Origin of the sequence: Stagnihabitans tardus, assembly GCF_009925085.1 — a bacterium.
Classification (GTDB): domain Bacteria; phylum Pseudomonadota; class Alphaproteobacteria; order Rhodobacterales; family Rhodobacteraceae; genus Stagnihabitans; species Stagnihabitans tardus.
Window position 1 is genome coordinate 72,803 of the sequence record NZ_JAABNR010000002.1, and the last position, 25,934, is coordinate 98,736.

Annotated in this window: 21 protein-coding genes; 11 read left to right on the plus strand and 10 right to left on the minus strand. The window is 67.7% G+C overall.

What is annotated here, in order from left to right; all coding sequences use genetic code 11:
• From GV832_RS02175 to GV832_RS02185, 3 genes are read right to left on the minus strand one after another with little or no spacing between them, the layout of a single operon-like run.
• Positions 1-480 carry a MarR family winged helix-turn-helix transcriptional regulator gene (locus GV832_RS02175; protein ID WP_168773187.1) on the minus strand — a complete coding sequence of 160 codons (480 nt, stop codon included), beginning with the start codon at positions 478-480 and terminating at the stop codon, positions 1-3.
• Positions 477-2,030, minus strand: coding sequence for a phytoene desaturase family protein (locus GV832_RS02180; protein ID WP_168773188.1), 1,554 nt, complete (start codon positions 2,028-2,030; stop codon positions 477-479). The genes GV832_RS02175 and GV832_RS02180 overlap by 4 nt, the downstream gene beginning before the upstream one ends.
• Positions 2,031-2,073: 43 nt before the next feature.
• Complete coding sequence (locus GV832_RS02185) at positions 2,074-2,862, minus strand: cyclase family protein (protein WP_168773189.1); 789 nt, start codon at positions 2,860-2,862, stop codon at positions 2,074-2,076.
• A 128-nt stretch (positions 2,863-2,990) separates the two neighbouring features.
• Between GV832_RS02185 and GV832_RS02190 the strand changes: the two genes are divergently transcribed.
• From GV832_RS02190 to GV832_RS02215, 6 genes are all read left to right on the plus strand, one after another.
• A complete protein-coding gene (locus GV832_RS02190; RefSeq protein WP_168773190.1) occupies positions 2,991-4,547 on the plus strand; it encodes a phytoene desaturase family protein in 1,557 nt (518 codons plus the stop codon).
• A 32-nt stretch (positions 4,548-4,579) separates the two neighbouring features.
• Positions 4,580-6,103 (plus strand): ABC transporter substrate-binding protein, encoded by a 1,524-nt coding sequence (locus GV832_RS02195; protein WP_168773191.1) that lies wholly within the window; start codon positions 4,580-4,582, stop codon positions 6,101-6,103.
• Positions 6,104-6,223: 120 nt separating this feature from the next.
• The gene (locus GV832_RS02200) at positions 6,224-7,234 is read left to right on the plus strand and encodes an ABC transporter permease (RefSeq protein WP_168773192.1); all 1,011 of its coding nucleotides are present in this window, start codon (positions 6,224-6,226) and stop codon (positions 7,232-7,234) included.
• Positions 7,227-8,078: an ABC transporter permease gene (locus GV832_RS02205; protein ID WP_168773193.1), complete on the plus strand. Its 852-nt coding sequence runs from the start codon at positions 7,227-7,229 to the stop codon at positions 8,076-8,078. The genes GV832_RS02200 and GV832_RS02205 overlap by 8 nt, the downstream gene beginning before the upstream one ends.
• A complete protein-coding gene (locus tag GV832_RS02210) occupies positions 8,075-8,941 on the plus strand; it encodes an ABC transporter ATP-binding protein (RefSeq protein ID WP_168773194.1) in 867 nt (288 codons plus the stop codon). Before GV832_RS02205 ends, GV832_RS02210 begins: the two co-directional genes overlap by 4 nt.
• Positions 8,934-9,734 carry an ATP-binding cassette domain-containing protein gene (locus tag GV832_RS02215; RefSeq protein ID WP_168773195.1) on the plus strand — a complete coding sequence of 267 codons (801 nt, stop codon included), beginning with the start codon at positions 8,934-8,936 and terminating at the stop codon, positions 9,732-9,734. The genes GV832_RS02210 and GV832_RS02215 overlap by 8 nt, the downstream gene beginning before the upstream one ends.
• Positions 9,735-9,777: 43 nt before the next feature.
• Here the strand turns inward: GV832_RS02215 and GV832_RS02220 are convergent, their stop codons facing one another.
• On the minus strand, positions 9,778-11,193 hold the full coding sequence (locus GV832_RS02220; RefSeq protein WP_227754187.1) for an amidohydrolase: 1,416 nt from the start codon (positions 11,191-11,193) through the stop codon (positions 9,778-9,780).
• Positions 11,194-11,386: 193 nt separating this feature from the next.
• Here GV832_RS02220 and GV832_RS02225 point away from each other — a divergent pair, with 193 nt between their 5' ends.
• Genes GV832_RS02225 through GV832_RS02245 form a run of 5 tightly spaced genes read left to right on the plus strand, consistent with a single transcriptional unit; the run spans position 11,387 to position 21,200 of the window.
• Entirely contained in the window at positions 11,387-14,980 is a 3,594-nt protein-coding gene (locus tag GV832_RS02225; protein ID WP_168773196.1) for a DUF4132 domain-containing protein, read from the plus strand.
• Entirely contained in the window at positions 14,980-16,062 is a 1,083-nt protein-coding gene (locus tag GV832_RS02230) for an ATP-binding protein (RefSeq protein ID WP_168773197.1), read from the plus strand. Before GV832_RS02225 ends, GV832_RS02230 begins: the two co-directional genes overlap by 1 nt.
• A complete protein-coding gene (locus GV832_RS02235; RefSeq protein ID WP_168773198.1) occupies positions 16,055-18,346 on the plus strand; it encodes a DUF5682 family protein in 2,292 nt (763 codons plus the stop codon). Before GV832_RS02230 ends, GV832_RS02235 begins: the two co-directional genes overlap by 8 nt.
• Positions 18,346-19,440: a VWA domain-containing protein gene (locus tag GV832_RS02240; protein WP_168773199.1), complete on the plus strand. Its 1,095-nt coding sequence runs from the start codon at positions 18,346-18,348 to the stop codon at positions 19,438-19,440. The genes GV832_RS02235 and GV832_RS02240 overlap by 1 nt, the downstream gene beginning before the upstream one ends.
• On the plus strand, positions 19,437-21,200 hold the full coding sequence (locus GV832_RS02245) for an SWIM zinc finger family protein (RefSeq protein WP_168773200.1): 1,764 nt from the start codon (positions 19,437-19,439) through the stop codon (positions 21,198-21,200). Before GV832_RS02240 ends, GV832_RS02245 begins: the two co-directional genes overlap by 4 nt.
• A 222-nt stretch (positions 21,201-21,422) precedes the next feature.
• On the opposite strand, the gene GV832_RS02250 is transcribed toward GV832_RS02245, so the two are convergent.
• From GV832_RS02250 to puhC, 6 genes are all read right to left on the minus strand, one after another.
• Positions 21,423-21,857 carry a c-type cytochrome gene (locus GV832_RS02250; protein WP_168773201.1) on the minus strand — a complete coding sequence of 145 codons (435 nt, stop codon included), beginning with the start codon at positions 21,855-21,857 and terminating at the stop codon, positions 21,423-21,425.
• 83 nt (positions 21,858-21,940) lie between these two features.
• The gene (gene hemA / locus GV832_RS02255) at positions 21,941-23,152 is read right to left on the minus strand and encodes a 5-aminolevulinate synthase (protein ID WP_168773202.1); all 1,212 of its coding nucleotides are present in this window, start codon (positions 23,150-23,152) and stop codon (positions 21,941-21,943) included.
• A gap of 3 nt (positions 23,153-23,155) precedes the next feature.
• Positions 23,156-23,953 carry a putative photosynthetic complex assembly protein PuhE gene (puhE, locus tag GV832_RS02260; protein WP_168773203.1) on the minus strand — a complete coding sequence of 266 codons (798 nt, stop codon included), beginning with the start codon at positions 23,951-23,953 and terminating at the stop codon, positions 23,156-23,158.
• A gap of 121 nt (positions 23,954-24,074) precedes the next feature.
• Positions 24,075-25,127, minus strand: coding sequence for a magnesium-protoporphyrin IX monomethyl ester (oxidative) cyclase (gene acsF, locus GV832_RS02265; protein WP_168773459.1), 1,053 nt, complete (start codon positions 25,125-25,127; stop codon positions 24,075-24,077).
• 38 nt (positions 25,128-25,165) lie between these two features.
• Positions 25,166-25,462 (minus strand): hypothetical protein, encoded by a 297-nt coding sequence (locus tag GV832_RS02270; protein WP_168773204.1) that lies wholly within the window; start codon positions 25,460-25,462, stop codon positions 25,166-25,168.
• A gap of 11 nt (positions 25,463-25,473) precedes the next feature.
• Complete coding sequence (gene puhC, locus GV832_RS02275; RefSeq protein ID WP_168773205.1) at positions 25,474-25,932, minus strand: photosynthetic complex assembly protein PuhC; 459 nt, start codon at positions 25,930-25,932, stop codon at positions 25,474-25,476.
• Between the last annotated feature and the right edge of the window lie 2 nt (positions 25,933-25,934).

Genomic DNA, 25,934 nt, shown 5'->3' on the forward strand with positions numbered 1-25,934 from the left:
TCAGATCTCGTGCTTTCGAACGTTGGAGAGCATCTTTTGCAGCGTGCCCACAAAGGCGCGGCGCTCGTCTTCGTCGATGCCCTTGAACATGCGGCCATGGGCTTCGGCCATGCGGGGCCAGAGGGTGGCAAAGGTCTCCCGCCCGGCTTCGGTGATATAGACGCGGGTGGCGCGGCTGTCGGCGGCATCGGATTCGCGCCGGACCATGCCGCCTTCGGACAACTGGTCCAGGGCGCGGGACAGGGTCGAGGGGTCGACAATGGCATAGATCGCCAGCTCGCGGATCAAGAGCCCGTCGTTGACCGACAGAACCGCCAGGGCCCGCATCTTGGGCGTGGTCAGGCCAAGGCTCGCCATCTCGTCGCGCAGGGCCGAGTTATAGCGCCCCATGATGCGGTTCATCAGGTAGGGCGCGTAGTTCATCAGGCCGATTTCGCCGAGGGTCTGGGGAAGATCGGGAAGGGGGCTTTGATCCGTCATGCGCCCAGCCTCTTCGCCGCAAGGAAGCCCGAGCCGCCGCCAAGTCCCGGTCCCGGATGGGTCGAGGCGCCGATATGGGTGAAGCCGCGCAGGGCGTTGGTGCCATTGGTGGAATGGGCAAAGGGGCGGAAGATGAAGAACTGGTCGATCGAGCAAAGCCCGCCATAGGGGTCGCCGCCCACCAGGTTGATATTCCGCCGCTCAAGGTCCCTGGGCGACAAAGCGGTCCGCGCGAGCTTGATCGCGTCCCAGTTGGCGATGTGCGGCTTCAGGATCGCCTCCAGCCGGTCCGCGAAACCCTCTTTCGCCTGGTCCCAATCGGCGGGCAGGTCTCCGCCCGCGTCGCCCTTGATGACACGCGGAGCATCGGGGATTTGCAGCCAGAGGATATGTTGGCCTTCGGGCGCCCGCGTCGGGTCCAAGGCGGTCGGTTGGCCGACACAGATCGTGGGGGTCGCGGGGAAAAGCCCGCGCTCGGCCTCGTTGGCGGATTTGCTGACGGCGTCGATCCCGTCCGAAAGGTGGATCAGGGCGACCTTGTCCAGGCCCGGCGTCCGCCACTGGGGAGCGCCCGACAGCGCGTAATGCAGTTGGAAATTGCCGCGCCCGTGGCGGAAATGCTGCGCAGCATTTCGGTCCTCGGGCAGGTTCACGTCGAGCAGAAGCCGGGTCATCAACTGGCCCGGCGCGACCGAGGCAAGCACCGACTTCGCGGCGATCTGCGTGCCATCGGTCAGCTGCACGCCGGTCACGCGGCCATCTTTCACCGTGATACGGTCGACATCCGCCTTGCAGCGGATCTCTCCGCCATGGGCCTCGATCAGGGCGCGGAAGGCGGCCACGCCGGCACCCGAGCCGCCCTTCAGGATCGGCGCGCCTGCGGCCTCCAGGGCAAAGGCGATGACCTTTCCCATCTGGCCGGAATATGTGCTTTCAGGCGTCAAGCCGCAATGCAGGACCCAAGGGGCGTAAAGCGCCTGGGTCAGGGGGTTTTGGTAGCCCGTCTCAAGCCAGCCGCGCGCGGGCGTCAGCGCCTGGCCGAACCAGGTGGCAAGGCCGCGCAAACCGCGACGGCGGACCTGTCCCCAGAGCAGTTTCGCCGTGGGCCAGGACCAGAGCGAGCCTCCGAGAAGGCCGAAAAGGAAGGGCGCATCGGCCTCGATGCCGCCCACATCGGCGGCATGTTGCTGGCCGTCGCCCTTGGCCAAGGCGTCGAAGGCCGCGATATTCGCCGCCCGGTCGGTGGTCAGCACCAAGGCCGTCCCATCCGGCCGCAGGACTGCCGTCGGATGCGGCGTGTGGCAGTATTCGAAGCCATGCCTGGCCAGGTGGGGGCCAAGCGCTGCCCCCGCCGGAGAGGTCATGAACAGCACCCAGGTCGCCGCCATCACGTCATGGCGGAACCCCGGCAGGGTGATTTCCTCGGTGGCAAGGCAGCCGCCCGCGACCGCCTCGCGCTCGAGGATCAGCACGCGTTCGCCCTTCAGCGCCAAGAGCGCTCCCGCGACCAGGCCGTTGATGCCGCTTCCAATGATGACGTGATCGACCATGGGACCTCCGAAGGGTTTGGGCGGCCCGAAGGCCGCCCGTCAGTCAGCGCGCGACGAGGGCCAGCGCCCGGATCGGCGAGCCGGTGCCGTTCTTGATCTTCAAGGGCGCGGCGATCAGGATGGCGCCCTTGGGGGGCAGGCGGTCGAGGTTGGCAAGGCTTGCCAGCCCGTAGCAGTTGTTCTTGTGCAGAAGGTTATGCGCCGGGAAGGGAGGCGTCATCCCGCCCGCCTGGCCCGCATCGGTGCCGATGCACTGCGAGCCCCAACCCACGATGCCCTTCGACAGCAGGTATTCGATCACCTCCGCCGTCGGCCCCGGGGTATGCGGGCCCGTCGCGTCGGCGTTCAGGAACAGGGCCTCGTCATGGCTCCGCTTGTCCCAGTCGCTGCGCAGCACGACCCACTCGCCCGCATTGATCGCGCCATGCTTGGCCTCCCAGGCCTTGACGTGGTCGATGGTCAAAAGGAAGTCCGGGTTCGCCGCACATTCCGCCGCGAAATCCAGCACATTGACCGGGGCGACCAGCCGCTGCACCGGCAGCGTGTCGGTATAGCCATCGGCATAATCCTTGCCGGTGATCCAGTGGTGCGGCGCGTCGAAGTGCGTGCCCGAATGCTCACCGACCTTCAGCCAGTTCCAGGCCCAGAACGGCCCGTCCTGGTCATATTCGCTGATCCGGTGGATCTCGATGGCCGGGGTGTCCTTGGCGAAATCGGGGGGCAGCTTCAGAAGCGGCGTCTCCGGCCCCAGAACCCCGGTGCAATCCACCACCTCGACCCCGCCCGAGGCCAGCATCCCCGCAAGCGAGGCCAGAACATTGGCTGACGTCATGATACTCTCCCAGTTGGCCGGTTTGCCCGGCGGTCATGATCTTCCGCCCCGAAGCGGCGGCGATAGAATCATGCTAGACAGATTTAAATGCATTTGCAAATATCCTTGAAGCAAGAGACGAGGGCATTATGGCGAACCAGTTCGATGCGGTTCTGATCGGGGCAGGGGTGAACAGCCTTGCCTGTGCCTTGCACCTGTCAGCCAAGGGCTGGAAGGTCGCCGTCTATGAGGGGGCCGCCGTTCCCGGAGGGGCCGTGAAGACCGGGGAATACACGCGTCCCGGCTTCCGCCATGATTGGGCGGCGATGAACCTGTCACTTTTCGCCGGGAGCCCATTTTTCAAGGAATATGGCGAGGAATTGGGCAAACACGGCTGCGGTTTCGTGCCGGTGAACCGGCCCTTTGCCTCGTCTTTCCCGGATGGCTCCTGGGTCGGGGTCTCCACCGACATGACCGAGACCCTGGAGGCGATTCGCGCCCTGAGCGCGGAAGATGCCGCGACCTGGGAGCGGCTCGTGGGCGGATTCGGGGCCGAGGCGCCGCATCTCTTCGGTCTTTTGGGCGCGAAGATGAAATTCCGTGCGATTGCATCTTTCATGTTCAAAACACTTCGCGCGAAAGGCGTGGCCGGAAGCCTTGATTTCGCCCGCTTCCTGGCGATGTCGCCCCGCCAATGGCTGACCCTGACCTTCCGCGAACCGAAAGTGCGGGCCCTGCTCGCCGCCTGGGGGATGCATCTGGATTTCGCCCCCGATGTGGCGGGCGGGGCGATGTTTCCTTACCTGGAGGGTATGGCCGGGCAGGCTTTCGGGATGGCCTTGGGCGCAGGCGGTGCCGATACCGTGACGCGCGCCCTGGTGGAAGCGATCCGGGCGCGGGGTGGCCTGGTGGAAACCGGCATTCGGGTGACAGAGGTGACCAAGGCCGGAGGTCGCGCCTCTGGCGTGGTGCTGGCCGATGGGCGCCGGGTCGCGGCGAAAGAGGTCATCGCGGGGGTGGCGCCCTCGGCCTTGCCTCGTCTGGTCGCGACGACGCCCGATTTCGACGCCAAGATGAAGGGCTTCGCCCATGCGCCGGGGACCCTGATGATCCACCTTGCGCTGAGCGGCTTGCCCGACTGGTGGGCCGAGGCCTTGAAGCGTTTCGCCTATGTCCATCTGGCGCCCTCCCTCGACCAGATGGCCGCGACCTATGCGCAGGCCATGGCGGGACTTCTGCCATCGGAACCCGTGCTGGTGGTGGGCCAGCCGACGGTCTTTGACCCTTCCCGCGCGCCGGAGGGGGCGGCGACCTTGTGGGTCCAGGTGCGTATGGCGCCCGGAGAGATCAAGGGCGACGCCAAGGGAGAGATCGCGGCCAGGGATTGGGCCCAGGCGGCGGAACCCTTTGCCGCCCGCGCCCTGGATATCCTGGAGGCCCATGCCCCTGGCACCCGCGCCAAGATCCTCGGCCAACGCATCGTCACGCCCTTGGAGCTGGAGGCCGACAACCCCAACCTCATTGGCGGAGACCAGGTCTGCGGCAGCCATCACCTGGCGCAGAACTTCCTTTTCCGACCCGCGCGCGGCCATGCGGACGGGTCAACGCCTCTGCCCGGCCTTCATCTGACCGGGGCCGCCGTCTGGCCCGGTGCCGGGACCGGGGCAGGGGCCGGATACCTCTTGGCGCAGAAACTGAGCCGATAACGAACGACCAACAACAAACGACAGGGATAATCATGAACCTCAACCGCCGGAGCCTTTTGCAGCTCTCCACCGCCGCCGTGGCGATGGGGGCTTTCACCCTGCCCGCCCGCGCGCAGGCCATCGAAGAGCTGGTCATCGCCTACAACGTCTCGTTGCCGTCATGGGACCCGACGACCGGGCCAAGCGCGGTGAACCCGACGATCCAAGGCCTGTATCAGTCGGTATTTGACCAGTACATCCTGCAACAGCCCGACCTGAAGCCCGCGCCCGGCCTTCTGACCGAATGGGGCTGGAACGAGGACAAGACCCAGGTCTGGATGACCGTGCGTGAGGGCGTCACCTGGCACGACGGCTCGCCCTTTACGGCGGAAGACGTGGCCTGGTCGCTTGCCCGCGTCGCCAAGCCCGAGACCGGCAGCCCGATCCAGTTCGTCTGGGGGACGCTGGCCAATCACCGCGTCGAGGGCAACAAGGTCATCGCCGATGTCGCGCAGTTCGATCCCACGATCTTCAAGTGGATGTATTTCCTGACCGGTTACGTCCTGCCGAAAGCCTATTACGAGAAGGTCGGCGCCGAGGGCTTTGAGGCCGCCCCCATCGGTACCGGCCCCTATATGGTCGAGAAGTTCGAGCGCAATGCCTTCGTGCGGCTGAAGGCCAATGCGAATTACTGGGGCGGCAAGCCCGATTTCGACACGGTGACGATCAAATTCGTCCCCGATGCGGCGGCGCGCGTGGCGGAAGTCGAATCCGGCAACTCTCATGTGACGCTGGAAATGCCCTACGAGGAATTCAACCGGCTGAAGGGCGGGCCGCTGGCGGGAGTCTCGGCGCCGATTTCCGATATCGGGATGATTTTCCTCAACGATATCGACGCGATGCTGGACCCCAATGTCCGCAAGGCGGCGCTGATCTCGATCGACAAGCAGGCGATCATCGACCGGCTTCTGGGCGGCTATGGCGTCAAGATCGACACGCTGGAAACGCCGCAATACGACGCCTATGACCCCTCGATCACCACGGAATACAACCCCGAGAAGGCGGTCGAACTGCTCGCGGCCTCGGGCTTCTCGGTCGACAATCCGGTCAAGTTCAAGATCCAGACCACCAAGGGCTTCAAGCCCAAGGATTACGAGATGATCCAGGCCATCGTGGGCCTGTGGCGCAAGGTGGGGATCGAGGCGGAAATCGAGGTCTATGAGATCGCGAAACATTACGAGCTGCGGGCGGCGGATCAGCTGGCTCCGGCGGCCTTCTACAACTGGGGGAACTCGGTGGGCGATCCGACGACCTCCACGGGCTTTGCGATGTTCGGGCCGAGCCCGCATTCGGTCTGGGACGGCAAGGATCTGATCGACATGATCGGGCCGCTCTGGGGCGAGAAGGACGAGGCCAAGCGGATCGAGGGCTGGAAGGCCGTGGACCGCTATATCGCCGAAAACGCCCTGGTGATCCCGCTGCTGCAATATGTCCAGCCGATCCTGCATGCGCCGGGCGTCGTGGTGACGCCCCATGCCTCGGGGGCGCTGTTGCCGCATCTGATGAAGCGGGCGTAATCGGGAAACCCGGGGAGGCTTTGCGCCTCCCCGGACCCCTCCGCAGGATATTTGGATCAGTATGAAAGAGGGGGCGGCGGGCCGGGGTAACCTTTGGCGCGCGCCCTCATATGAGGCCTCATGCGGGTTTTGCAGGCGATCTTGGTGCGGCTTTTCACGACGGCGGTGACGCTGGCGGGGGTCGCGGTGGTGGTCTTTGTCGTCATACGGGTGGTGCCGGGCAATCCGATTGCCATGATGCTGCCTCCGGGGGCGACGGAGGAGGATGTGGCGCGGTTGACGGCCCTTTATGGGCTGGACAAGGGGCTTTGGGCGCAGTTCGGGATCTGGGTTGCGGGGGTGGTTCAAGGCGACTTCGGGACCTCGATCACCACGAAGGCCCCGGTCCTGGAGCTGGTGCTGGGGCGGCTGCCTGCGACTTTGGAACTGTCGATCATGGCCCTGGTCATGGCGGTGGTCCTGGGCGGGGCGGCGGCGCTGGTGGGGACGCGCTGGCGGGGCGGCAGGGTCGAGGCCTCGGTCGATGTGGCCAATGGCATGGCGCTTTCGGTGCCGGATTTCCTGTGGGGGCTGGTGTTGATCCTGCTTTTCGGCGTGCTGGTGCCGGTCTTCCATATCTCGGGCCGCGTCACGCCCTCGCTGGATTTGCCCTTCACCACGGGGTTTTACCTGTTCGAGAGCCTGTTCCGGCTGCGCTTCGACCTCTGGGCGGACCTGGTGGCGCATATGTTCATGCCGGCCCTGGCCCTGGCGATCCCATTGGCCGCGATCATCGGGCAGCTGTTGAAGCAAAGCCTGAAGGAGACGATGAACCTGGATTACGTGACGCTCGCCCGCACCAAGGGCTATGGCGAGTTCCGGGTGATCCTGCGCGAGGCCCTGCGCAATGCGGCCCTGCCCACGCTGACCCTGGTCGGCGTGCAGTTCACCTTCCTCATCGGCGGCACGGTGATCATCGAGCGGCTGTTTTCCTATGAGGGGCTGGGGAACATGGCCATCGACGCGGTGATCAACCGGGATTTGCCGTTGATTCAAGGGATTGTCGTGCTTTTTGCCGTGATCTTCACCGCGGTCAACCTGGTGGTCGACCTGCTTTACGCCGTTCTGAACCCGAGGTTGCGTCATGGTTGATGGCCGTTCCCTGACACGCCGCCGGGCGGGCGCGCGGCTTTGGCTGTCGCTGACCTGGCTGGGGCTTCTCTGCCTCGCCGCGCTTTTCGCGCCTTGGGTCGCGCCCAAGGATCCCCTGGCGCAGGACCTCTTCCTCGGCCGCCTGCCGCCCTTTTGGGTGACGGGGGCCGAGCCCGGCTATTACCTCGGCACCGACAGCCTCGGCCGCGATGTGCTGAGCCGGATCATCCATGGCGGCCGTGTCGCGCTGATGGTGGCGCTGATCGCGGGGGTGGCCACCTGCCTCCTGGGGGCCACGCTGGGGCTTCTGGCGGGGTTCCTGAGGGGCTGGGTAGACATGCTGGTCTCGCGCTTCATCGACATCTGGATGGCCTTTCCGCCGGTGCTGTTCTCGATCCTTCTGATCGCCGTCATGGGGCCGGGGCTTTGGTCGATCATCCTGGCCATCGTGGTTATCGACTGGACGCGGTTCGCGCGGGTGATAAGGGCCGAGGCCATGGCGCAGGGGGCGATGGACTATGTCGCCTCCGCCCGGGTGGCGGGGCGGGGGAGGCTCGGGACCATGGTCCGCGAGATCCTGCCCAATGTGCTGCCCACCGTCGTCGTGCTTCTGACGCTGGAGATGGGGATCGCGGTCATCGTCGAGGCGATCTTGTCCTTCGTGAACCTCTCGATCTCCACCGATGACCCGACCTGGGGGGGGATGATCGCGGAAGGCAGGACCTCGATCCACCAGGCCTGGTGGGTGCTGGTCTTCCCGCTGATCACCCTCTTCCTTACCGTCCTGGCCTTTTCGCAATTGGGCGAAGGGCTGAAGGACCGCTTCGACCCGGTGCTGAGATGAGCTTCCTGGATATCCGCGGGCTTTCGGTCCGGTTGAAGAAGGGACCTGCCCTCTTGCGGCGTGTCTCCTTGCAGGTTCAGGCCGCAGAGGTGCGCGGGCTGGTGGGGGAATCCGGCGCGGGCAAGTCGATGATCGGCAAGGCGGTTCTGGGCATCCTGCCGCCCTCGGTCGAGGTGTCGGAGGGGGAGATTTTCCTGGATGGCGTGGACCTCTTGCGGATGGCTCCCTCGGAGCGGCGGCGCAAGATCGGCGCCGTGGCGGCCCTGATCCCGCAAGACCCCTTGACCGCGCTGAACCCCTCGCACCGGATCGGGCCGCAGATTACCGACCGTTTGGTTGACATCCTTGGCTGGACGCGGGCAAGGGCCGAGGCGCGGGCCCTGGAACTCTTGGCCGAGGTGCAAATCCCCGACCCCGCCCGTGTCATGCGGTCTTACCCGCATGAGCTTTCGGGCGGCATGCGGCAGCGCATCCTGATCGCTTCGGCCTTCGCCGCAGAGCCCAAGCTGATCGTGGCGGATGAGCCGACGACGGCCCTGGATGTGACGGTGCAGAAACAGATCCTGCGGCTGATCGCGGGGATGCAGGCGCGGCATGGGACGGCTTTGCTCTTCGTGACGCATGACCTGGGGGTGGTCTCCAAGGTCTGCCAGAAGCTTTCGGTGCTTTATTCCGGGCTTGTGGTCGAGGATACCTCTGTGGCGGAGTTCTTCACGGCCCCGCGCCATCCCTATTCGGCGGCCCTCTTGGCGGCGACGCCGAAATACACCGACCCCTTGGCCGGGCTGAACCCGGTGCCCGATGCGGTCATCGACGCGGTGCGGGCCGAGGTAGCGGCTTTTGATCGGATGCGGCATGGCTGACATTTATACCATTGAAAACCTTCGGCTTTCCCTGGCCAACATGACGGAAAGGCGCTTTTTCGGCGCCACGCCGCAGCTGGAGATCCTGAAGGGTCTGGACTTCTCCATCCCCAGGGGCGCCGTGGTGGGGATCGTCGGAGGCTCGGGCTCGGGCAAGTCGACGCTGGGGCGGGCCCTGGTGCGGCTGTTGGAGCCTTCGGGCGGGGCGATCCGCTTCGATGGGGTCGATATCACCCATCTGTCCGAGGCGGAGCTGCGCCCCCTGCGGCGGAGGTTCCAGATGATCTTCCAGGACCCGATGTCCAGCTTGAACCCGCGCCACCGCGTCGGCACGATCATTGCCGAGCCCCTGCGGCTGCACGGCTTCGACGCCATCCCGGCGCGGGTGGCGCGGGCCTTGGACAACGTGGGCCTGCCCCAGGCCTTCGCGAGCCGCTATCCGCATGAGCTTTCGGGCGGGCAAAGGCAGCGTGTGGGCATCGCCCGCGCCATCGCCCTGGAGCCCGATTTCATCCTGGCCGACGAGATCGTCTCGGGCCTGGATGTGTCCTCCCAGGCGCAGGTCCTGAACCTCTTGGAGCGGCTGGTGGCCGATCTGGGTCTGACCCTGGCCTTCATCAGCCATGACCTCTCGGTGATCCGGCGCCTGTGCAGCCGGGTGATCGTGCTGCACCATGGCCGCATCGTCGAGAACCGCGAGACCGGGGCGCTTTTCGCCGCGCCCGAGGCCGCCTATACGCGCGAGCTTCTGGACGCGATTCCCCTCCCCGACCCCGCCCAGGCCTGGGCCTGAGGCGCTCTGGCCCGGCTGCGTAGCCCGGGGTATACCCCGGGCCTTAGCGCGCCACCAAGGGCGGCTTCAGATCGGCAGGCAGGGGCGAGGTATAGGGCGTCCGCGCCAGCCTGCGCGCATGCTCCGCCTTGGCCTCCGCCAAGAGCGCGGCATCGGCACAAAGCCTTTGGCCCAGCATCGCCATGGCCTTGGCCGCATGGGTCATGCCCTTGTGCGCGGCAGGCGCCTTGCCCTGAGCCGTGATCTGCCAGGAATGCCCCGGCGTGCCGATGGCATGGCAGGCCACCAGGACCTCGGTCGTGGGCACGGCCCAGGTGACGTCGGACACATCGGTGGAGCCGATCATGACCTCTCCACCCGGGCGCAGGGGGGTGATGGTGGTGGAAAGCGCCTCGTCGCGCGGCTCGGTGCCGATGCCGCGCCAGGGGGCTTCGAGGTCGGTGGGCGACAGCGTGGCACGGATGGCGCGGGCAAAGGCCCGGTCCTCGTCGTCGAAAGGCACGCCGCCGAGATCCTCCAGCACCGCATGCATGGCGCGGTCCATGGTCTCGTTCACCAGGTTGTTCGAGACGGCGGAGAAGACCTGGGCCTGAACCTGCGTGCCCGTCATCAGCGCCGCTCCCCGGGCCACGTCCTTGACCCTTTCGACCAGGGCCAGCATGTCGGCCAGCTGCAATGCGCGGATCGAATAGCGGACCTTCGCGCTGGCCTGGACGACATTGGGCGCCGTGCCCCCGGCATCGAGATAGGCGTAATGGATCCGCGCCCCGTTCACCATGTGCTCGCGCAGGTAGTTCACGCCGACCGAGGTGAGCTCCACCGCATCCAGCGCCGAGCGGCCAAGGTGCGGCGAGACGGCGGCATGCGAGGCGCGGCCTGTGAAGGTGAAATCCATCCGTGTGTTGGCCAGGCTTTCGGGGTCATCGACGCGGGTAAAGCAATCCGGATGCCAGGTGATCGCCGCATCGACATCGGCAAAGGCCCCGTCGCGGACCATGAAGGCCTTGGCCGCGCCGCCTTCCTCCGCCGGGCAGCCGTAATAGCGCACGCGGCCCGGCGTGCCGGTCTGCGCCAGCCAGTCCTTCAGCGCGCAGGCCGCCAGCAGGGAGGCCGCGCCGAGGAGGTTATGCCCGCAGCCATGGCCATTCGCCCCCGGCGCCAGTGGGCGCGGTTCGGCGATACCGGCTTCCTGCGACAGCCCCGGCAGGGCGTCATATTCCCCCAGGATGGCGATGACGGGCCCGCCTTCGCCCGCCTCTCCCATCACCGCCGTCGGAATGCCGGTGACGCTTTCGGTGACGCGGAAGCCCTTGGCACGCAAGACCTCCGTATGGGCCGCACAAGAGGCGAACTCGCCATACAAGAGCTCTGGCGTGGCCCAGACGCGGTCAGCCAGTTCGGTCAGGTCGGCACGGTGGGTCTCGACGGCATCGAGGATCGGATGGGTGTTCTTCATCATGGCTCTCCTTGCCCCATGCTGGCCCCTTGCCGCGCCCAAGTCCAGAGCAGGCCTCGCTTGCAAGCCGGTGCCGAAATCGGCACTCTGACCGGGCAGGGCAAGGGCAGGGTTTATGATAAAGGGATTTCTCGATCGGATCTTGGGCAAGGCCCCGGATGCACCCGAGGGGGCGGCAGCGGTTCTGAAGGACTATATGAGCTTCCTTTCCGCGATCGACTACGGGCTTGCGGGCAAGGCGGTTTCTTATATCCAGACCGGAGAGGGGCGGACGGTGCTGGCCGCGCTTGGGGCGCATCAGGCCAAGATCGACGCGGCCGTCCAGGACCTGCGCTATGGCAGGCGCAACAATCAAAGGCTGCCCACGGAGAAGCTGGTTGCCCTGATGGGCCAGGCCGTGGCGCATCCCGATTGGCTGGTGCGGCTCTGCGAGGTCCTGGTGCCGATCACCCAGTCCGACACGATTCATAGCCTGCGCAGTGCCGAAAAGCTGACACCGACCGTCAAGGCACTGTGGCTGCACCTGCCCAGCCAATTCGTTCTGCTCCCGGAAGCGGCCAACTGGCTTTCCCTGCCCATGGTGGCCGCTTTGGTCGACCGAATGGGGCGCCGCGCCGATCTTTTGCAGCTGGTCTTCTCGCATCCCCTGCATGTGACCCTGAACCGCTTCCCGGAGCCGGGGGTGATGAAGTTCCTGCTGACGACCTCTTTGGAGGAGCTGAAAGAGGCCGAGGCGCGGCTGGATGCCTCGAGCCGGGCCGAGATGTGGCAGACCCTGGGGCGGGTGCAGCTTGCGCTGGAGGAGGCGGTGCTGGACCATCTCTTCACCCGGCTGGCGGATGGCTCGGCCAAGGTCGCGGCTGCCGCGCGGGGGGCGCTCAGGGGCCAGGATGCGTCACGGATCCTGCCCAAGGCCCTGGCGCAGCTTGCGGCCCCCAGTGCGGCGCAGCGCAAGGCCGCCGTGCAGCTTCTGGGCGACATGAAGACGCCCGAGGCGCTGGAGGCCCTGCGTCAGCGCCAGCCGGAAGAGGGCGTCGAGAGCCTCCGCGCCCTGATCGCGCAGTTCCTGGGCACCGCGCCCGGGCTGGCAGAAGTGCAGGCCGCAGCGCCCGGGCCCTGGGCCGGACCCGTCTCTGAACAGGCGGAAGAGGGGTTCTATCTTTCGGTCAAGGGCGAAAGGGTCGCCCTGCCGCCCGATGTCGTGCTGGTGGATGACGGAAGCAGCCCCTTTGGCAGGGCGGATGTGGCCGAACTCCGCCGCGCCGAGGACGACTACAACGCCAAGCGCGAGGCAGAGTCCAAGGCCAAGGGCTGGCGGGTCCATACGCTCAAAACCTCGGCCGAGGTCATCGTCTCGGCCTTCAACGGCGAAAGGCTTGCGCGCGGTGTCCAGGTGCCCACGCGGCATCCGGTCTATCATCCCTGGATGACCCGCGCCATGGCGCAGATCACCCCGGCCCGGCGGCTGGCCCTGGTGATGCAGGGGCAGATGGCCGTGACCCATGTCGTCATGCCCTGGAGCGATTATCCGCTGAAGACCTGGCTGCATGAGGCCATGGAGGCGGGCGAGTTCGACCTGCGCACCCTTTTGCGGGCGGCGGCGGCCGCAGGCTTGACGCCCGCCTATTCCGGGCCCTATGCCCGCAAGCCCGTGCCCTCCTCGGGCAGCTACGAGGCGCGCTTTCTGCAAGGCGTGATCGAGGGGGCGGATTACACGGCCCCGCTGCGCGAGCTCGCGCCCCATGTCGTCTGGCCCCTGCTGGCCCAGAACCTGACCCTGCTGGTGCGCTACCTGCCGCCGCAGGCCGATGCCGTGGGCCCGATGATCGAGGTCCTGGCGCTTTTGGCGACCCTCCCGGCGCTGCCGCAATCCATGGTCAACCCGGTGCTTTACGCGGCCTTCTCAGAGAGCGCCCAGGTTCGCAAGGCGGCCGCAGCGCTGTTGCGCGATGTCCCGGGGCTGGAGGCCGCCCTGACCGCGGCCCTCGCCGACAAGCGCCAGACCGTGCGGGCCTCTGCCGCGCAGATGATGGCGGCGCAGAGGCTGACCGCAGGGCTGCCCGCCCTGACCAAGGCGCTGAAGGCGGAAAAGTCGGAGACCGCCCGCGCCGCGCTGATCGGCGCGGTGAAGGCCTTGGGGGGCGACGTCAGCCCCTGGATCGGCCCCGAAGCCCTGACCGCCGAGGCCAAGGCCCTGATTACCAAGCTGAAACCCCTGCCCGAGGGGATCTTGCACTTTTCCACCCTGGCCGGCCTCTGCTGGGCCGATGGCTCCCCCATAGCGCCCGAGGTCCCCGAGGCCTGGGCGCGGCTGGCCGTCAAGCTGAAGACCCCCGGCGAAGGCGCGCTTTTCGGCCTTTACCTCGACCAGCTCCGCCCCTCTGACGCCGCCGCCTTCTCGCTTTGGGTGCTGCAAAGCTGGATCAGCTTCGACACGGCCAAGGGGTCGCAGGCTGACCATGTGGCGAAGATGATGGTGCAGGCCAAGCAGATGCAGGGCCATAGCTATTATGCCAAGTATTCCCTGGAAGAGCTTCTGGCCATGGTCCTGGCCTATAGCCCCAACCCCTATTTGAACTCGGGCGCGGACACCAAGGGGCTCCTGGCCCTCGCGATCCGCGCCACCCAGGGCGTTCAGGTCGCCACCGCCTATCTGAAGGACCACGGCAAGCGCGTCTCGCAGGCCAAGGCGCTGGTGGATATGCTGGCCGCCATGGGCACGCCCGAGGCCGTGCAGCGCCTCGTCGCCACTTCCACCCGCTTCAAGCAGAAGTCGGTCCGCGAACATGCCGAGGCGCAGGTGACCGCGCTGGCCGAGGCGCGGGGCTGGACGGGCGACACCCTGGCCGACCGCTCCGTCCCCTCGGGCGGGCTGGAGGAGGGCGGCCAGACCGTGCTGGAGGTGGGCGAGGCCGCCAAGCCCTATGCCCTGCGCCTGGGCTCCGACCTGAAACTGCGGCTTTTCAACCCCGAGGGGCGCGAGGTCCAGTCGCTCCCCCCCGGCACGGATGAGACCACCAAGGAGGCCAAGGCCCAGCTTTCCGCCGCCAAGGCCGCCGTGAAGGCCGCCGTCACCCAGCAAAGCGCCAGGCTCTACGAGGCGATGCTGGCCGGGCGGCGCTGGCGGCTGGAGGATTGGCAGGCCGACCTCCTGGGCCATCCGATCCTGTCGCGGCTGGTGGAAAGCGTGATCTGGCGGCTGTTGGACGAAGAGGGCGCGGTCGTGGCCTCTTTCCGCCCCACGGCGGAGGGCGATTTCCTCGACGCCCAGGGCGATGATGTGGCACTAACGGGCGCTTTCGTCGACCTCCTCCACGGCTCGCATCTTCAGGACACCGGCCCCTGGCTCCAGCACCTGAAGGACTTCGAGATCACCCCGCTCTTCGCCCAGCTGTCCCGCCCCGTCATGCGCCCGACGACCGAGACCGACCGGATCGAGACCCGCCACGGCTGGGTCATCGACGGCCTGCGCCTGCGGTCAGAGGCCGCGAAATACGGCTATGACAAGGGCGCAACCGAGGACGGCGGGGTCTTCATGACCTATATCAAGCGCTTCCCCTCGGTCGGCATCGACGCGGTGATCGAGTTCTCGGGCTCCGAGGCTTCGGTGACGGCGGACCCGGTCGCCCTTCAGGCGCTCTATTTCGTGGGCAATTCCAAGAACCGCTATCGGCCCCTGACCCTGGCCAAGGTGCCGCCGCTCTTGCTCTCGGAATGCTGGTGCGACCTGCATGACATCGCGCTGAAAGGGGCCCATGACCCGGATTGGCAAAAGAGGATGAAGTTCTGATGTCCGACGCCCTGCGCCTGCCTGCCGAAGTCATCCATGCGGCGGAACTCTCCGCCCTGGCCGCCGAGCCCGGACCGCGCCCCCCGGGTTGGCGCCTGACGCCCCAAGCGGTGCGGCGCTTCATCTGCGGCGGCTCTGCGCCGAAATTCGTGGGCGATCCGGGGCTGGTGGACCGCTCCATCGTCAGCCTGATGGGCCGTCAGGGGCTGATGCTGGTGGGCGAGCCCGGGACGGCGAAGTCGCTTCTGTCGGAACTTCTCGCCGCCGCGATCTCGGGCCGGTCCACGGCCGTAGTCCAGGGCTCTGCCGGGATCATCGAGGATCACCTGCGCTATGGCTGGAACTATGCGCTGCTTCTGGCGCAGGGGCCGACACCGCAGGCGCTCGTGCCCTCCCCGGTCCTTTCCGCCATGAAGGCGGGCCAGATCGTGCGGATCGAAGAGCTCTCCCGCTGCGCCCCCGAGGTGCAGGATGTGCTGATCTCGGTCCTATCGGAAAAGGTGCTGACCGTCCCGGAACTGGGCGAGGATCACGAGATCCGCGCGCGGCCCGGCTTCAACGTGATCGCCACGGCGAACCTGCGGGACCGGGGGGTGCATGAGATGTCCTCGGCCCTGAAACGCCGCTTCAACTTCGAGACCGTAACTGCGATTTCCGACCCCGTGGCGGAGGCCGCGCTGGTCGCCCGGCAACTGGCCGAGCGGATGGCTGACCACCCCGGCGCGGCCCCGGCGCCCTTGGATGTCATCGAGCTTCTGGTCACCGTCTTCCGCGACCTGCGGACCGGGCGGCTGGCCGATGGCACGGCGGTGGCCAGCCCCAAGGCGGTGATGTCCACCGCCGAAAGCGTCAACGTCGCCCATGCCGCGCTGTTGGATGCCACCTATCTGAACCCCGGCCCTTTGGGCGGCCAGCATATCGCGGCCCAGGTCCAGGGCGTGGTCTTCAAGGACGACCCCGAAGACGCCCGCAAGTTCCGCGCCTATGTCGATGTGGTGGCCCGCGATCGTGGCGGCCGATCGGCGCTCTGGCGCGACTTCCACCGCGCGGCGGCGGCGGCCCTGGCGAAATCCGGTGTCTGACTTCCTGACCCGCGACCAGGCGCTTGCCGCGCTCTTTGGCGGGCCCGTGGCCTTTGCGCCGATCCGCCACCACTCCCCCGCCTGCGCCCATGCTTTGCGGTCGCTGATCCGCGCGCATCGGCCAGAGGTCATCTGCATCGAGGCCCCAACGCCCCTCTCCCCGCACATCCCCCACCTGACCGAACCCGACCTGGTCTTTCCCGTGGCCCTCTTGACCCTGCACCAGGGTCGGCAAAGCTATTACCCCCTCTCCGCCCATTCCCCCGAGACCATCGCCCTGCAAGAGGCCAAGGCTCTGGGTGCCGAGGTCTGGTTCATCGACCTCCCCTCCCGGCTTGACGAGGCCCCCCGTGGCCCCGACGAGACGCCCTTCTCCGCTTCGGCCTTCGTGGCCGAGACCTGCGCGCGGCTGGGACTGCGCGACGGGGCCGAGCTTTGGGATCACCTCTTCGAGGCGCGGATGGGAACCCAGGACTGGCAGGGCTTCTTCGCCGATGTCCTGACCTATTGCGCGGCCCTGCGGCATGGAACCGATCTGACGGCCGATGACACTCTCCCGCGTGAGGCCGAGATGCGCCGCCACATCGCCCGGCTGAATGGGCGCCGCGCCGTGGTGGTGACCGGGGGCTTTCACACCCCCGCGCTGTTTCAGGGCGACCCGGGCAAGCCGCCGCCCGCTGACCCTTCCGAAAGCTACCTCATCGCCTATGGCGAAGAGGCGCTGGACGCGCTCTCCGGCTATGGTGCGGGCCTGCGCCATCCCGCCTGGTATGCGCGGCTGTGGCAGGCCGCCCAAGACGGCCCCCCCGACTGGCTGGCCCTTGCCCGCGACCTGATCACCGATTTCACGGCCGCCCAGGCCGCCCAGGGCCACCGCATCGCCGTCCCCCAACAGGTCGAGACCCTGACGCTCGCCGCAGGCCTCGCCAGCCTGCGGGGCAGGGGGGCGGTGCTCCTCCCCGACCTCTCGGATGCGCTCCGCTCTGCCCTCGTCAAGGGCGAGACCGGCCCCGCCGAGCCCTGGACCCGCGCCTTCCTGCGCTTTCTGAACGGAACCGCCTTTGGCCGGGCGCCTGCCTCGGCGGGCCAGCCGCCGCTTCTGCGCGATGCCCGCGCCCGCGCCCAGGCCGCGCGCTTCGACCTGTCCACCTCGGTCCGCCGCCCGCGCAAGCTGGACTTCCGCCGCAAGCCTTCCCATGCGACCGCCTCGCAATTCTGCCACCAGATGGCGATCCTCGACGCCGGTTTCGCCCAACTGACCGCCGGGCCGGACCTGGTCGGCGGCGTGAACCTGGGTCTCCTCTTCGAGGACTGGGACTGCGCCTGGACCCCCTTCGTCGAGGGCCGCCTGATCGAGGCCGCCCGCCTTGGCGCCGACCTGCCCTCGGCGGCACTGGCGCGGCTTTTGCGGGATGCCCAGGCGCTGGGGACCTCGGGGCAGGGCCAGGACCTCGGCGCCCTCGTGACCCTGATGCTGCGCGGCTGGCGGGCGGGGCTGGGCCCGCGCTTGGGCCCCCTGGTCGCCGAGGTGACAGGGCTTGCCGCCCGCAGCCCCGACCTTGGCGCCCTGGCCCGGACGCTCCGCCGCCTGACCGCCGTGGCCGCGCCCACCGACCCGCTGCATGACCCCCAGGCCCCCGACCTCGGCCCGCTTTTGGCCGTGGTCTTCGACCGCATGATCCTCTTGACCGAAGACCTGCCCCAAAGCCCCGACGAGGCCTTGCCCGAGGCCATCGCGGGCCTGAGCCTTCTTTTCGCGGCCACCCTGACCGATCCCCGCTTTGACCGCCCCCGCCTGCAAGGCGCCCTTCACCGGGTGGCCGCCGATCCGCGCGCCTCGGGCCTCCTCCTCGGCGCCGTGGCGGGGCTTCTGACCCGGTCGGGCCAGATGGAGCCCGCGGCCTGCGCCCTCCTCCTGCAAGGCCAGATCGGTGCCCGAACGCTAAAGCCCCAGGACCGCGCCGCGCTGTTGGACGGCTTCCTGCGCACGGCCCCCATGCTCTTGTGGCAGGACCAGGCCATCCTGGCCGCCTGCCACGCCGCGCTTTCCGCCCTTTCGGACGAGGACTTCACCACGCTCCTCCCCGCCCTGCGGCTCAGCCTCTCGCAGCTGAACCCGCATGAGACCGACCGCCTGGCCGCCGAGGTCACGCGGCTGACCGGTCAGGCCGCCGCCCCGCGCACCAGCCTGACCGAGGCCGACCTGGCGCGCGGCCTGGCCTTGGACCGCGCCTTGGCCGCGCAACTCGCGGCCGATGGGCTCGCCCATTGGGGAGAGGCCTGATGCGCAGCCCTGCCGAGAAATGGCGGCTGATCCTGGGTCGCTATGCCGATCGCCAGATGGGCCAGGTCCTTTCAGGCCAGGACGCCCGCCGCGATGCCGCCCTGGATTTCCTTTACGGCCGGGAATATGGCGCCAGGGGGATCGAGGGCCATCCCGACCAGATGCGCGCCATCGACTGGCTCTCCGAGGCGGAGACGCTGTTCCCGGCGCCCGTCTTCGAGCACCTGCGCGCCGAGGGGCTGTCGCGCTATAACCTGACCGAGCTTCTGTCCGACGCCACGCCCTGGGAGAGCCTTCCCGCGAGCCCCGGCCTGCTGCGGGCGCTGCTTTCGGCGCAGGGCAGGGCGAACCCGGCGCTTCGCGCGCAGCTGCGCCGGATCGCGGAATGGGTCGTTGCCGAGTTGACCGCCAAGCTGCGGGCGGTTCTCTTGCAAAGCCTCTCGGGCCGCAGGAACCGCCGCGCCCGCAGCCCCATGGCCGCCTCGGCCAATTTCGACGCGGCCCGGACGATCCGGGCCAACCTGTCGCATTGGGACCCCGAGCGCGCCGCCCTGGTGATCGAGCGCCTGCGCTTCTTTGCCCGGCAGAAGCGGCACCTCGATTGGACGGTGGTGCTTTGCGTCGACCAATCGGGCTCGATGACCGACAGCCTGATCTTTTCGGCGCTGATGGCGGCAGTTCTGGCCGGGCTGCCGGGAGTGCGGGTCAAGATGGTGCTGTTTGACACCCGCGTCGTCGATGTCACCGATCAGCTTGACGACCCGCTGGAGCTGCTTCTCTCCGTCCAGCTGGGCGGCGGCACCGATATCGCCAAGGCCATGACCTATTGCGAGGGGCTGGTGCAGAGCCCCAGCCGCACGGTCCTGGCCCTGGTCTCGGACTTTTGCGAGGGCGGCAGTCCGCGCGCCATGCTGGCCTCGGTGGCGCGGATGGCCGAGGCGCGGGTGCGGCTGATCGGGATTGCGGCGCTGGATGACACGGGCAAGGCGGCCTATGACCGCGACATGGGCGCAAGCCTGGCCGAGATGGGGATGGAGGTCGCCGCCCTGACCCCCGCCCTGTTCGCCGATTGGCTGGCGGGGGTGGTCGGATGAGCTGGATTGCTGCTTGCAGCGACGAGGTCCTGGCCGCCGCCGCCTCGAAGGGGCTGGTCCTTCGGGCGGCCAAGGACGTCGAGGCGGGGCGGGTCGAAGGCTCGCAGGTCGAGGGCCAGACCGTGACGCTGGGCGCCAGCCTTGCCGCCAGTCGCTGCACCTGTCCGGCGGTGGGGCTCTGCCGCCATATCCTGGCGGTGGTGATCCAGGAACGGGGGCGGGCCGGGCAAGAGGCGCAGGAAGCCGGGGAGCCAGAGGCTCTGCCGGATCTTGAAGAGCTTCGGGCCTTTGCCGGGGCCGATTGGGCCGAGGCGGTGGAGCTGGCCCGCAAGGGGGGCGTCCTTGCGGGTCAGACCGTGATGCTTGCACCGGGCGACAGCGTGACCTTTCCCCGGGGCAGGCCCCTGAAAGAGGCGGTCCACAAGGGCCCGCGCCGCGCCAGGCTGGCGATCGTGGCGGCGGGGCTGGTCCGGGCGGGCCATCCCCTGCCCGAGGCGGCGGAGGTCGCTCCCGAGCCCCTGGTCACCCTTTCGATGCTGGACGCGGTGCAAGAGGCCCTGGCCGCCGCCACCCTGGCCCTGGCCGCCGGGAACCTTGCCCTGGCGCGGGACAGGCTTTTCACCATGGCGCTTGCGGCAAGGATCGAGGCCACGCCGCGCCTCGCTTCGGACCTGCGCAGCCTTGCGGCCCGGCTGGACCCCGATGCCATGCGCCAGGCGGGCTTCACGCCGACCGAGGCCCTGGCCGCGTTGGCCCGCGCCCATGCCCTGGCCGAGGCGCTGCGGCGCTTTCCCGATGACCCCGCCCTGACCGGGACGCTCTCGCGCCGGTTCACGGGGCAGGGCCCGCGCGAGATGGGGTTTGTGGGGGTCGAGACCTGGCGCAATGCCTCGGGCGCGCGGGGGGTCAGCTTCTACCTGGTCGACCTTGGCAGCGGGCAGGTCCACCAGGCCACCGATGCGCGCGGGGCCGGGGGGGAGCCCGGCTTCTCGCCCGAGACGGCCTTGCGGCAGACGCTGTGGGGCTTGGGCGACGGCCTGGGGCTGATGGGCAAGCGCCTGCATTTTCCCGATGCGGCCCTGGCGCCGGACGGGGGTCTGGCCCTGTCGCAGAGGGCCGAGTTGCGGGGTGGGCTGGCGCCGGAAGCGCTGTCTCCGCTGTCGGACTGGTCGGGGTTGGGCGCGCTGTTGCGCGCGGGGCGCGGGGCGGGGTTGCGGCGGCGGGCGGGGCCGATTGCGGTCCTCCTGGCGCCGAAGCACTGCGAGACCCCGGCTTTCGACCCTTTCTCCCAAGAGACCCATATGGCGGTCAGCGACGGGGCGCATGGGTTGGACCTGACCTTGCCGCAGGGGCTGAACGGGCAGGAGAGCCGGATCGCCGCGGTCCTGGTGGCGCTGGAGAGCGCGACGCGGGGTCGGCTTCTGTCGGTCTGGATCAAGGGCCATGCTGCGCCTTTTGCCATGGGTCACCAGCCCTTGCCGATCCTGGCCGGTTGGCGGGCGCTTTTGACGCGGGTGCTGCGGCCGGTCGTGGCGCCGCCCGAAGCGGATCGCGGCATCGCGCTCTTGGCGGGGCGGGCGACGGAGCGGGCCCTCGTCCAGCTCTCGGCGCCCGGGACGGAGTTTTCCCCCGACCTGGTCGCCGAGGCGGAGGCAAGGGGCCTCGCGCTGGCGGCGCGGCTGATGCGGGCCTGCGATGGCGGGACGGGTCCTGCCCTGCGACTGGTTGCGGCGCTTGAGACCCTGGGCGAGCTGGACTGAGGGGGACGGGGGTTCTGCCGACTGGGCCCTGGGCGCTGCCGCTTTGACTTGGGCCCTGCCGACTGGGGGGGCCGGGCGGGTGACGGGACCGAAGCGGTGACGGGTCACGAAAAGGCGAAGGGCGGGGTCTCCCCGCCCTGTCGTGTCTTTTCCGTTCGGGGGCCTCCGGAGGTCCGGGGGAACAGGGCGCAGTTCGGCCCGGATCGGCCCCTTGACCGGGGCTCAGGGCGCGGCGGGCGCGGGCGAGAGCGAGGCGATATAGGCCCAGACATTGGCCGCATCATCGGCCTTGGGCAGCTTGAACATCATCTTGCCGCGCGCCTTGCTGTCGCTGAGCTTCTCTTGCAGGAACTTGGAGGGGTCCGCGACATAGGCCACGAAATCGGCCTCGCCCCACTGGAAGCCCGTGGCGCCAAGCGCCAGCATGTCGTCGCCATATTTGAAGCCCTCGACCGAACCGGCCACGCGGCCCGGCAGGCCGTAAAGGTTCGGGCCGGTCTTGGCGCCCTTGCCCGCGACGACCTCGCCGGCCTCGTTCACCATGGCATGGCAGGTCTGGCACTTCTGGAACACCTTTGCCCCGGCCGCCGCATCGCCTTCGGCGAAAGCGGGCAGGGTCATCAGCGAGAGGGCAAGCGCCCCGATCAAGGTCTTCATCCTATCCTCCGTTTGGATTTGGAACACAACAGGCGGCAGCTAGGGCGCCCGAGGCCCAAGGCAACGGGCGCCGTGCAAAATGGTCAGGCCACGGCCCGCGAGAGCGCACAATGCGCCCAAAGCTGCGAGAGGGCGCCGACGAGGTGGTCGATCTCGGCCGTCCCATGCAGCGGGCCGGGGGTGATGCGCAGGCGCTCGGTGCCCTTGGGCACGGTGGGGTAGTTGATCGGCTGCACATAGATCCCGTGGTCGCGCATCAGGATATCGCTGATCATCTTGCACTTGACCGGGTCGCCGATCATCACCGGGATGATATGGCTGTCATTGGCCATGTGCGGGATCCCCGCGCGGTCGAGCTTCGCGCGCAGCTCCGCCACCCGGGCGCGCTGCTGCTGGCGCTCTTGGCCCGATCCCTTCAGATGGGCGATCGAGGCCCTGGCGGCTGCGGCCACGGCCGGGGGCAGGGCGGTGGTGAAGATGAAACCGCTGGCGAAGGAGCGGATGAAGTCGCAAAGCGCGGTCGAGCCGGTGACATAGCCGCCCACGACGCCGTAAGCCTTGCCCAAGGTGCCCTCGATCAGGTCGATGCGATGGGCGAGGCCGCGCTCCTCGGAGACACCGCCGCCACGGGGGCCATACATGCCGACCGCATGGACCTCGTCGATATAGGACAGCGCGCCATGGGCCTCGCAGACCTCGACGATCTCGCGGATGGGGGCGATGTCGCCGTCCATGGAATAGACGGATTCGAAGGCCACGAGTTTCGGGCGGTCTCCGGCGGCGTGCAGCTTGCGGTCCAGGTCGCGCCAGTCGTTGTGACGCCAGAGCACCTTGTCGGCGCGGGAATGGCGGATGCCTTCGATCATCGAGGCGTGGTTCTTTTCATCCGAGAAGATCGCCACATTGGGGATCTGCGACCCAAGCGTCGACAGCGAGGCCCAGTTCGACACGTAACCGCTGGTGAACAAGAGCGCCGCCTCTTTCCCGTGCAGGTCGGCCAATTCGCGTTCCAGCGCCAGGTGATGCACCGTGTTGCCCGAGATGTTGCGCGTGCCCCCCGCCCCCGTGCCGCAGGACTGCACGGTTTCCACCATGGCGCCCACCACATCGGGGTGCTGGCTCATCCCAAGGTAGTCGTTCGAACACCAGACGGTGACGTCCTGGACCTCTCCATCCCGGTGGCGGCCTGCGGTCGGAAAGGCGCCGCGACGCCGTTCGATATCGGCAAAGACGCGGTAGTTGCCTTCCTCTTTCAGGGCCGCAAGACGGGTGGAGAAATGGGTTTCGAAATCCATGGGTCAGGTCCTTTGGTCCAGGGATGCAGGGTGGGGACGCTTGGGCAGCATCCAGCGGTAAAGTTTCTGGTCGGGCAGGGGCAGGACCATGAACCAGTGTTCCAAGAGCGCAAGCGCGGTCAGGACGGTCAGAAGGACATGGCCGGTCAGGCTGGCCTCGGTCGTGGCCCCTGCTGCCCGCTCCATCCAGCAGGCGGTGGCAAAGGTCAGAAGCGTGATCGAGACCGGGAAGAAGCCGTTCATCGCAGCACGGCGGAAATGGCTTTCCAGGTGGCTCAGCGCCTGGGGCAGGAACTCGGTATGGATGCGGGGCACGCCGAGGAAGAGGTTCAGCTTGGCCGAGATGCGGGCGAAATACAGGACCGCATAGGTCCAGAGGCCGAACTGGTTCGGCGCTTCCCAGGTGAGCTTGGCGATGACGAGAAGGCCAAGGGTCAGGAGGATCTCGTTATACAGCACCGTGCCCGTGGCGCGCAGGAAGCGTTGCCCGAAGGAGAGCCCCGGCGGGCAGGGCTTCTGGTTCGGCCCGGTGATGACGCCCGAGAGGAAGGCCAGCTCGATCCAGCCCCAGACCGCGATGGCGGCGAGAAAGGCGCAGACGGCGCCAAGCTCGGTGGCCTGGTCGGCGGTGGCGTCCAGCGCCAGGCCTCCGCCGATCAGCAGGGGCAGGCCCAAGAGCACCGACCAAAGGTGGTCATCGGGCCCGCCCATGTCGGCGCGGCGGACGCGCAGCATGATCAGCCCGGTCGAGAACCACCAGAGGAAGACGGCGAAAAGGGCGACGGTCCAGGGGTTGGTCATTTGCGCCCCCGGGAATGGGTCAGCTGCGGCCCCCTTGTGACAGGGGACCGCAGAGGGGCCTCGGGACGCGCCCATCCCGGGGCCCGAACCGCTGCCGGAACAGCGGTATGGGGGATCTCGGTCAATACGAGGGCTCCAGCCGCACCGAGGCGGGCGGGGTGTTGCGCTTGACCGGAATGAGGTAGAGGCCCGCGAAGGCCAGCATGGCGCGGGTGGCCGCGATCTTGTGGCCAAGCCAGCCCGTGACGCCGCCCTTCTTCGTGCAGGTTTCCATGTCGATCATCGCGGCATTCATCGCCCTCAGGCCGGGGATCCAGCGGGGATGGTCGATGTCCAGCTCCACCGGGAAGACCTGCCGCGCGATGGTCGAGGTCTTGCGGAAGACCTCCTGGTCATAGTCGTCAATGTTGACGCCAAGCGCCTTGTGGAAGTCGTGGCGGGCATGGTCGCGGACCCACATGGTGGAATAGACCGCCGTCAGGAAAAACCGGATCCACATGCGCGCGGCCCAGGTGCCGGTGATCTTGGGGTCGGTGCGCATCAGAAGCGCAAAGGCCTCGCCGTGGCTGAACTCGTCGTTGCACCACTCCTTGAACCACTTGAAGATCGGGTGGAAGCGCTGCTCGGGATGGGCCTCGAGATGGCGGAAGATCGTGATGTAGCGGGCGTAGCCGATCTTTTCGGACAGGTAAGTCGCGTAGTAGATGAACTTCGGCCGGAAGTAGGTGTATTTCTTGGCCTTGGTCAGGAAGCCCAGGTTCACCGCCACGCCCGCTTCGCGCAGCGCGTCGTTGATGAAGCCCGCATGGCGCGCCTCGTCGCGGGACATGTAAGAGAACAGCTCGCAGATATCGGGGTTCGATCCCCGGCGCTTCATTTCCTTATACAGCACGCAGCCCGAGAATTCGGCGGTGCAGCTGCTCACCAGGAAGTCGATGAACTCCACACGCAGCGCGGGATCCATGCCCGCCCAATCGACCTTGTCCCAATCGGCATTCTTCTTGAAATGCCCCTTGTTCGGGTCGGATTTCATCTGGGCCAGAAGCTTGTCCCAATCCTCGCGCACCGGGGAGACGTCGATGCGGTCCATCTCGTCGAAATCGGTGGTGTAGAAGCGCGGGTTCAGGAGCGTGGTCTGCGTGGCCATCGCGGTGGTGTCGAAATCTGCGGCCATTTCGGCATGCAGCTCGTCATGGGTGGTGGCATGGTCCTTCACAGCTTGATCTCCTCGGAAAAGGAGAACTCGCACAGTTCCATGAAGTCGAAATCGCCGGTCAGGCGCGTCCAGAGACGCTCCACGGCGGAGGCGCGGGTGATCGTCGCCTGGCGCTTTTCGACGATCAGCTCGCCAAAGGCCGCCAGGATCGGCGCGCCATGGACGAGGACCTCGTCGCCGGGATGGATGATCGCCCCGTTGTCAAAGCGGACATGGGCGTGGAGGGCTTCGAACCGGTGGCTGACCTCGACGGTGCAGGGGACCTGTTCAGTCTCGCGTGTGAAAAGTGGCATCTCTGTTTTCCCTATTTTTGTGAGGCAAGCAGCCGTTCAAACGCGGCTTTGTTGTCGTTGCCAAAAGCGTAGAGTTCCGCGCTCCAGCCGGAGGCGGGGTCGTAGGCTGTCAGACGGCCGTTGGCATAGCGCACCACTTTCATGGGCGGGTTGCCGGTGACGCCCGCGACGGTGCGGGCGCGGGTCATGGCGTTCTGGATGACGGTGATGAAGCCGCCATGGGGCAGGTCGGCGATCAGCTTGCCGTCCTTGTCGCGGACGGTCACGGCCTGGGCCGATTGGCCTTCGAGGATCAGCCAGGTCTCTTCCAGGACCGTGCTGGTGGGGGGCGTCCCCGCATGCTCGCGGTCCGTCAGGACCGAGAAGCTGACAAGGGCAAGGCTGGCCAGCACAAGCGCCAGCATGGCCCAGAGCAGCCCCTTGGGGATCATGTCGCGGTCGTCGCGGCGCGGGGAGGAGAGGGTTGCCATCG

Excerpts from the sequence above, each read along its gene's own strand:
- GV832_RS02215 (WP_168773195.1), top strand. The coding sequence starts at position 8,934 with ATGGCTGACATTTATACCATTGAAAACCTTCGGCTTTCCCTGGCCAAC.
- puhC (WP_168773205.1), bottom strand. The coding sequence starts at position 25,932 with ATGGCAACCCTCTCCTCCCCGCGCCGCGACGACCGCGACATGATCCCC.
- puhE (WP_168773203.1), bottom strand. The coding sequence starts at position 23,953 with ATGACCAACCCCTGGACCGTCGCCCTTTTCGCCGTCTTCCTCTGGTGG.
- GV832_RS02205 (WP_168773193.1), top strand. The coding sequence starts at position 7,227 with ATGGTTGATGGCCGTTCCCTGACACGCCGCCGGGCGGGCGCGCGGCTT.
- GV832_RS02250 (WP_168773201.1), bottom strand. The coding sequence starts at position 21,857 with ATGAAGACCTTGATCGGGGCGCTTGCCCTCTCGCTGATGACCCTGCCC.
- hemA (WP_168773202.1), bottom strand. The coding sequence starts at position 23,152 with ATGGATTTCGAAACCCATTTCTCCACCCGTCTTGCGGCCCTGAAAGAG.
- GV832_RS02270 (WP_168773204.1), bottom strand. The coding sequence starts at position 25,462 with ATGCCACTTTTCACACGCGAGACTGAACAGGTCCCCTGCACCGTCGAG.
- GV832_RS02210 (WP_168773194.1), top strand. The coding sequence starts at position 8,075 with ATGAGCTTCCTGGATATCCGCGGGCTTTCGGTCCGGTTGAAGAAGGGA.
- GV832_RS02175 (WP_168773187.1), bottom strand. The coding sequence starts at position 480 with ATGACGGATCAAAGCCCCCTTCCCGATCTTCCCCAGACCCTCGGCGAA.
- GV832_RS02245 (WP_168773200.1), top strand. The coding sequence starts at position 19,437 with ATGAGCTGGATTGCTGCTTGCAGCGACGAGGTCCTGGCCGCCGCCGCC.
- GV832_RS02190 (WP_168773190.1), top strand. The coding sequence starts at position 2,991 with ATGGCGAACCAGTTCGATGCGGTTCTGATCGGGGCAGGGGTGAACAGC.
- GV832_RS02240 (WP_168773199.1), top strand. The coding sequence starts at position 18,346 with ATGCGCAGCCCTGCCGAGAAATGGCGGCTGATCCTGGGTCGCTATGCC.
- GV832_RS02230 (WP_168773197.1), top strand. The coding sequence starts at position 14,980 with ATGTCCGACGCCCTGCGCCTGCCTGCCGAAGTCATCCATGCGGCGGAA.
- acsF (WP_168773459.1), bottom strand. The coding sequence starts at position 25,127 with ATGGCCGCAGATTTCGACACCACCGCGATGGCCACGCAGACCACGCTC.
- GV832_RS02195 (WP_168773191.1), top strand. The coding sequence starts at position 4,580 with ATGAACCTCAACCGCCGGAGCCTTTTGCAGCTCTCCACCGCCGCCGTG.
- GV832_RS02220 (WP_227754187.1), bottom strand. The coding sequence starts at position 11,193 with ATGATGAAGAACACCCATCCGATCCTCGATGCCGTCGAGACCCACCGT.
- GV832_RS02200 (WP_168773192.1), top strand. The coding sequence starts at position 6,224 with ATGCGGGTTTTGCAGGCGATCTTGGTGCGGCTTTTCACGACGGCGGTG.
- GV832_RS02185 (WP_168773189.1), bottom strand. The coding sequence starts at position 2,862 with ATGACGTCAGCCAATGTTCTGGCCTCGCTTGCGGGGATGCTGGCCTCG.
- GV832_RS02225 (WP_168773196.1), top strand. The coding sequence starts at position 11,387 with ATGAGCTTCCTTTCCGCGATCGACTACGGGCTTGCGGGCAAGGCGGTT.
- GV832_RS02180 (WP_168773188.1), bottom strand. The coding sequence starts at position 2,030 with ATGGTCGATCACGTCATCATTGGAAGCGGCATCAACGGCCTGGTCGCG.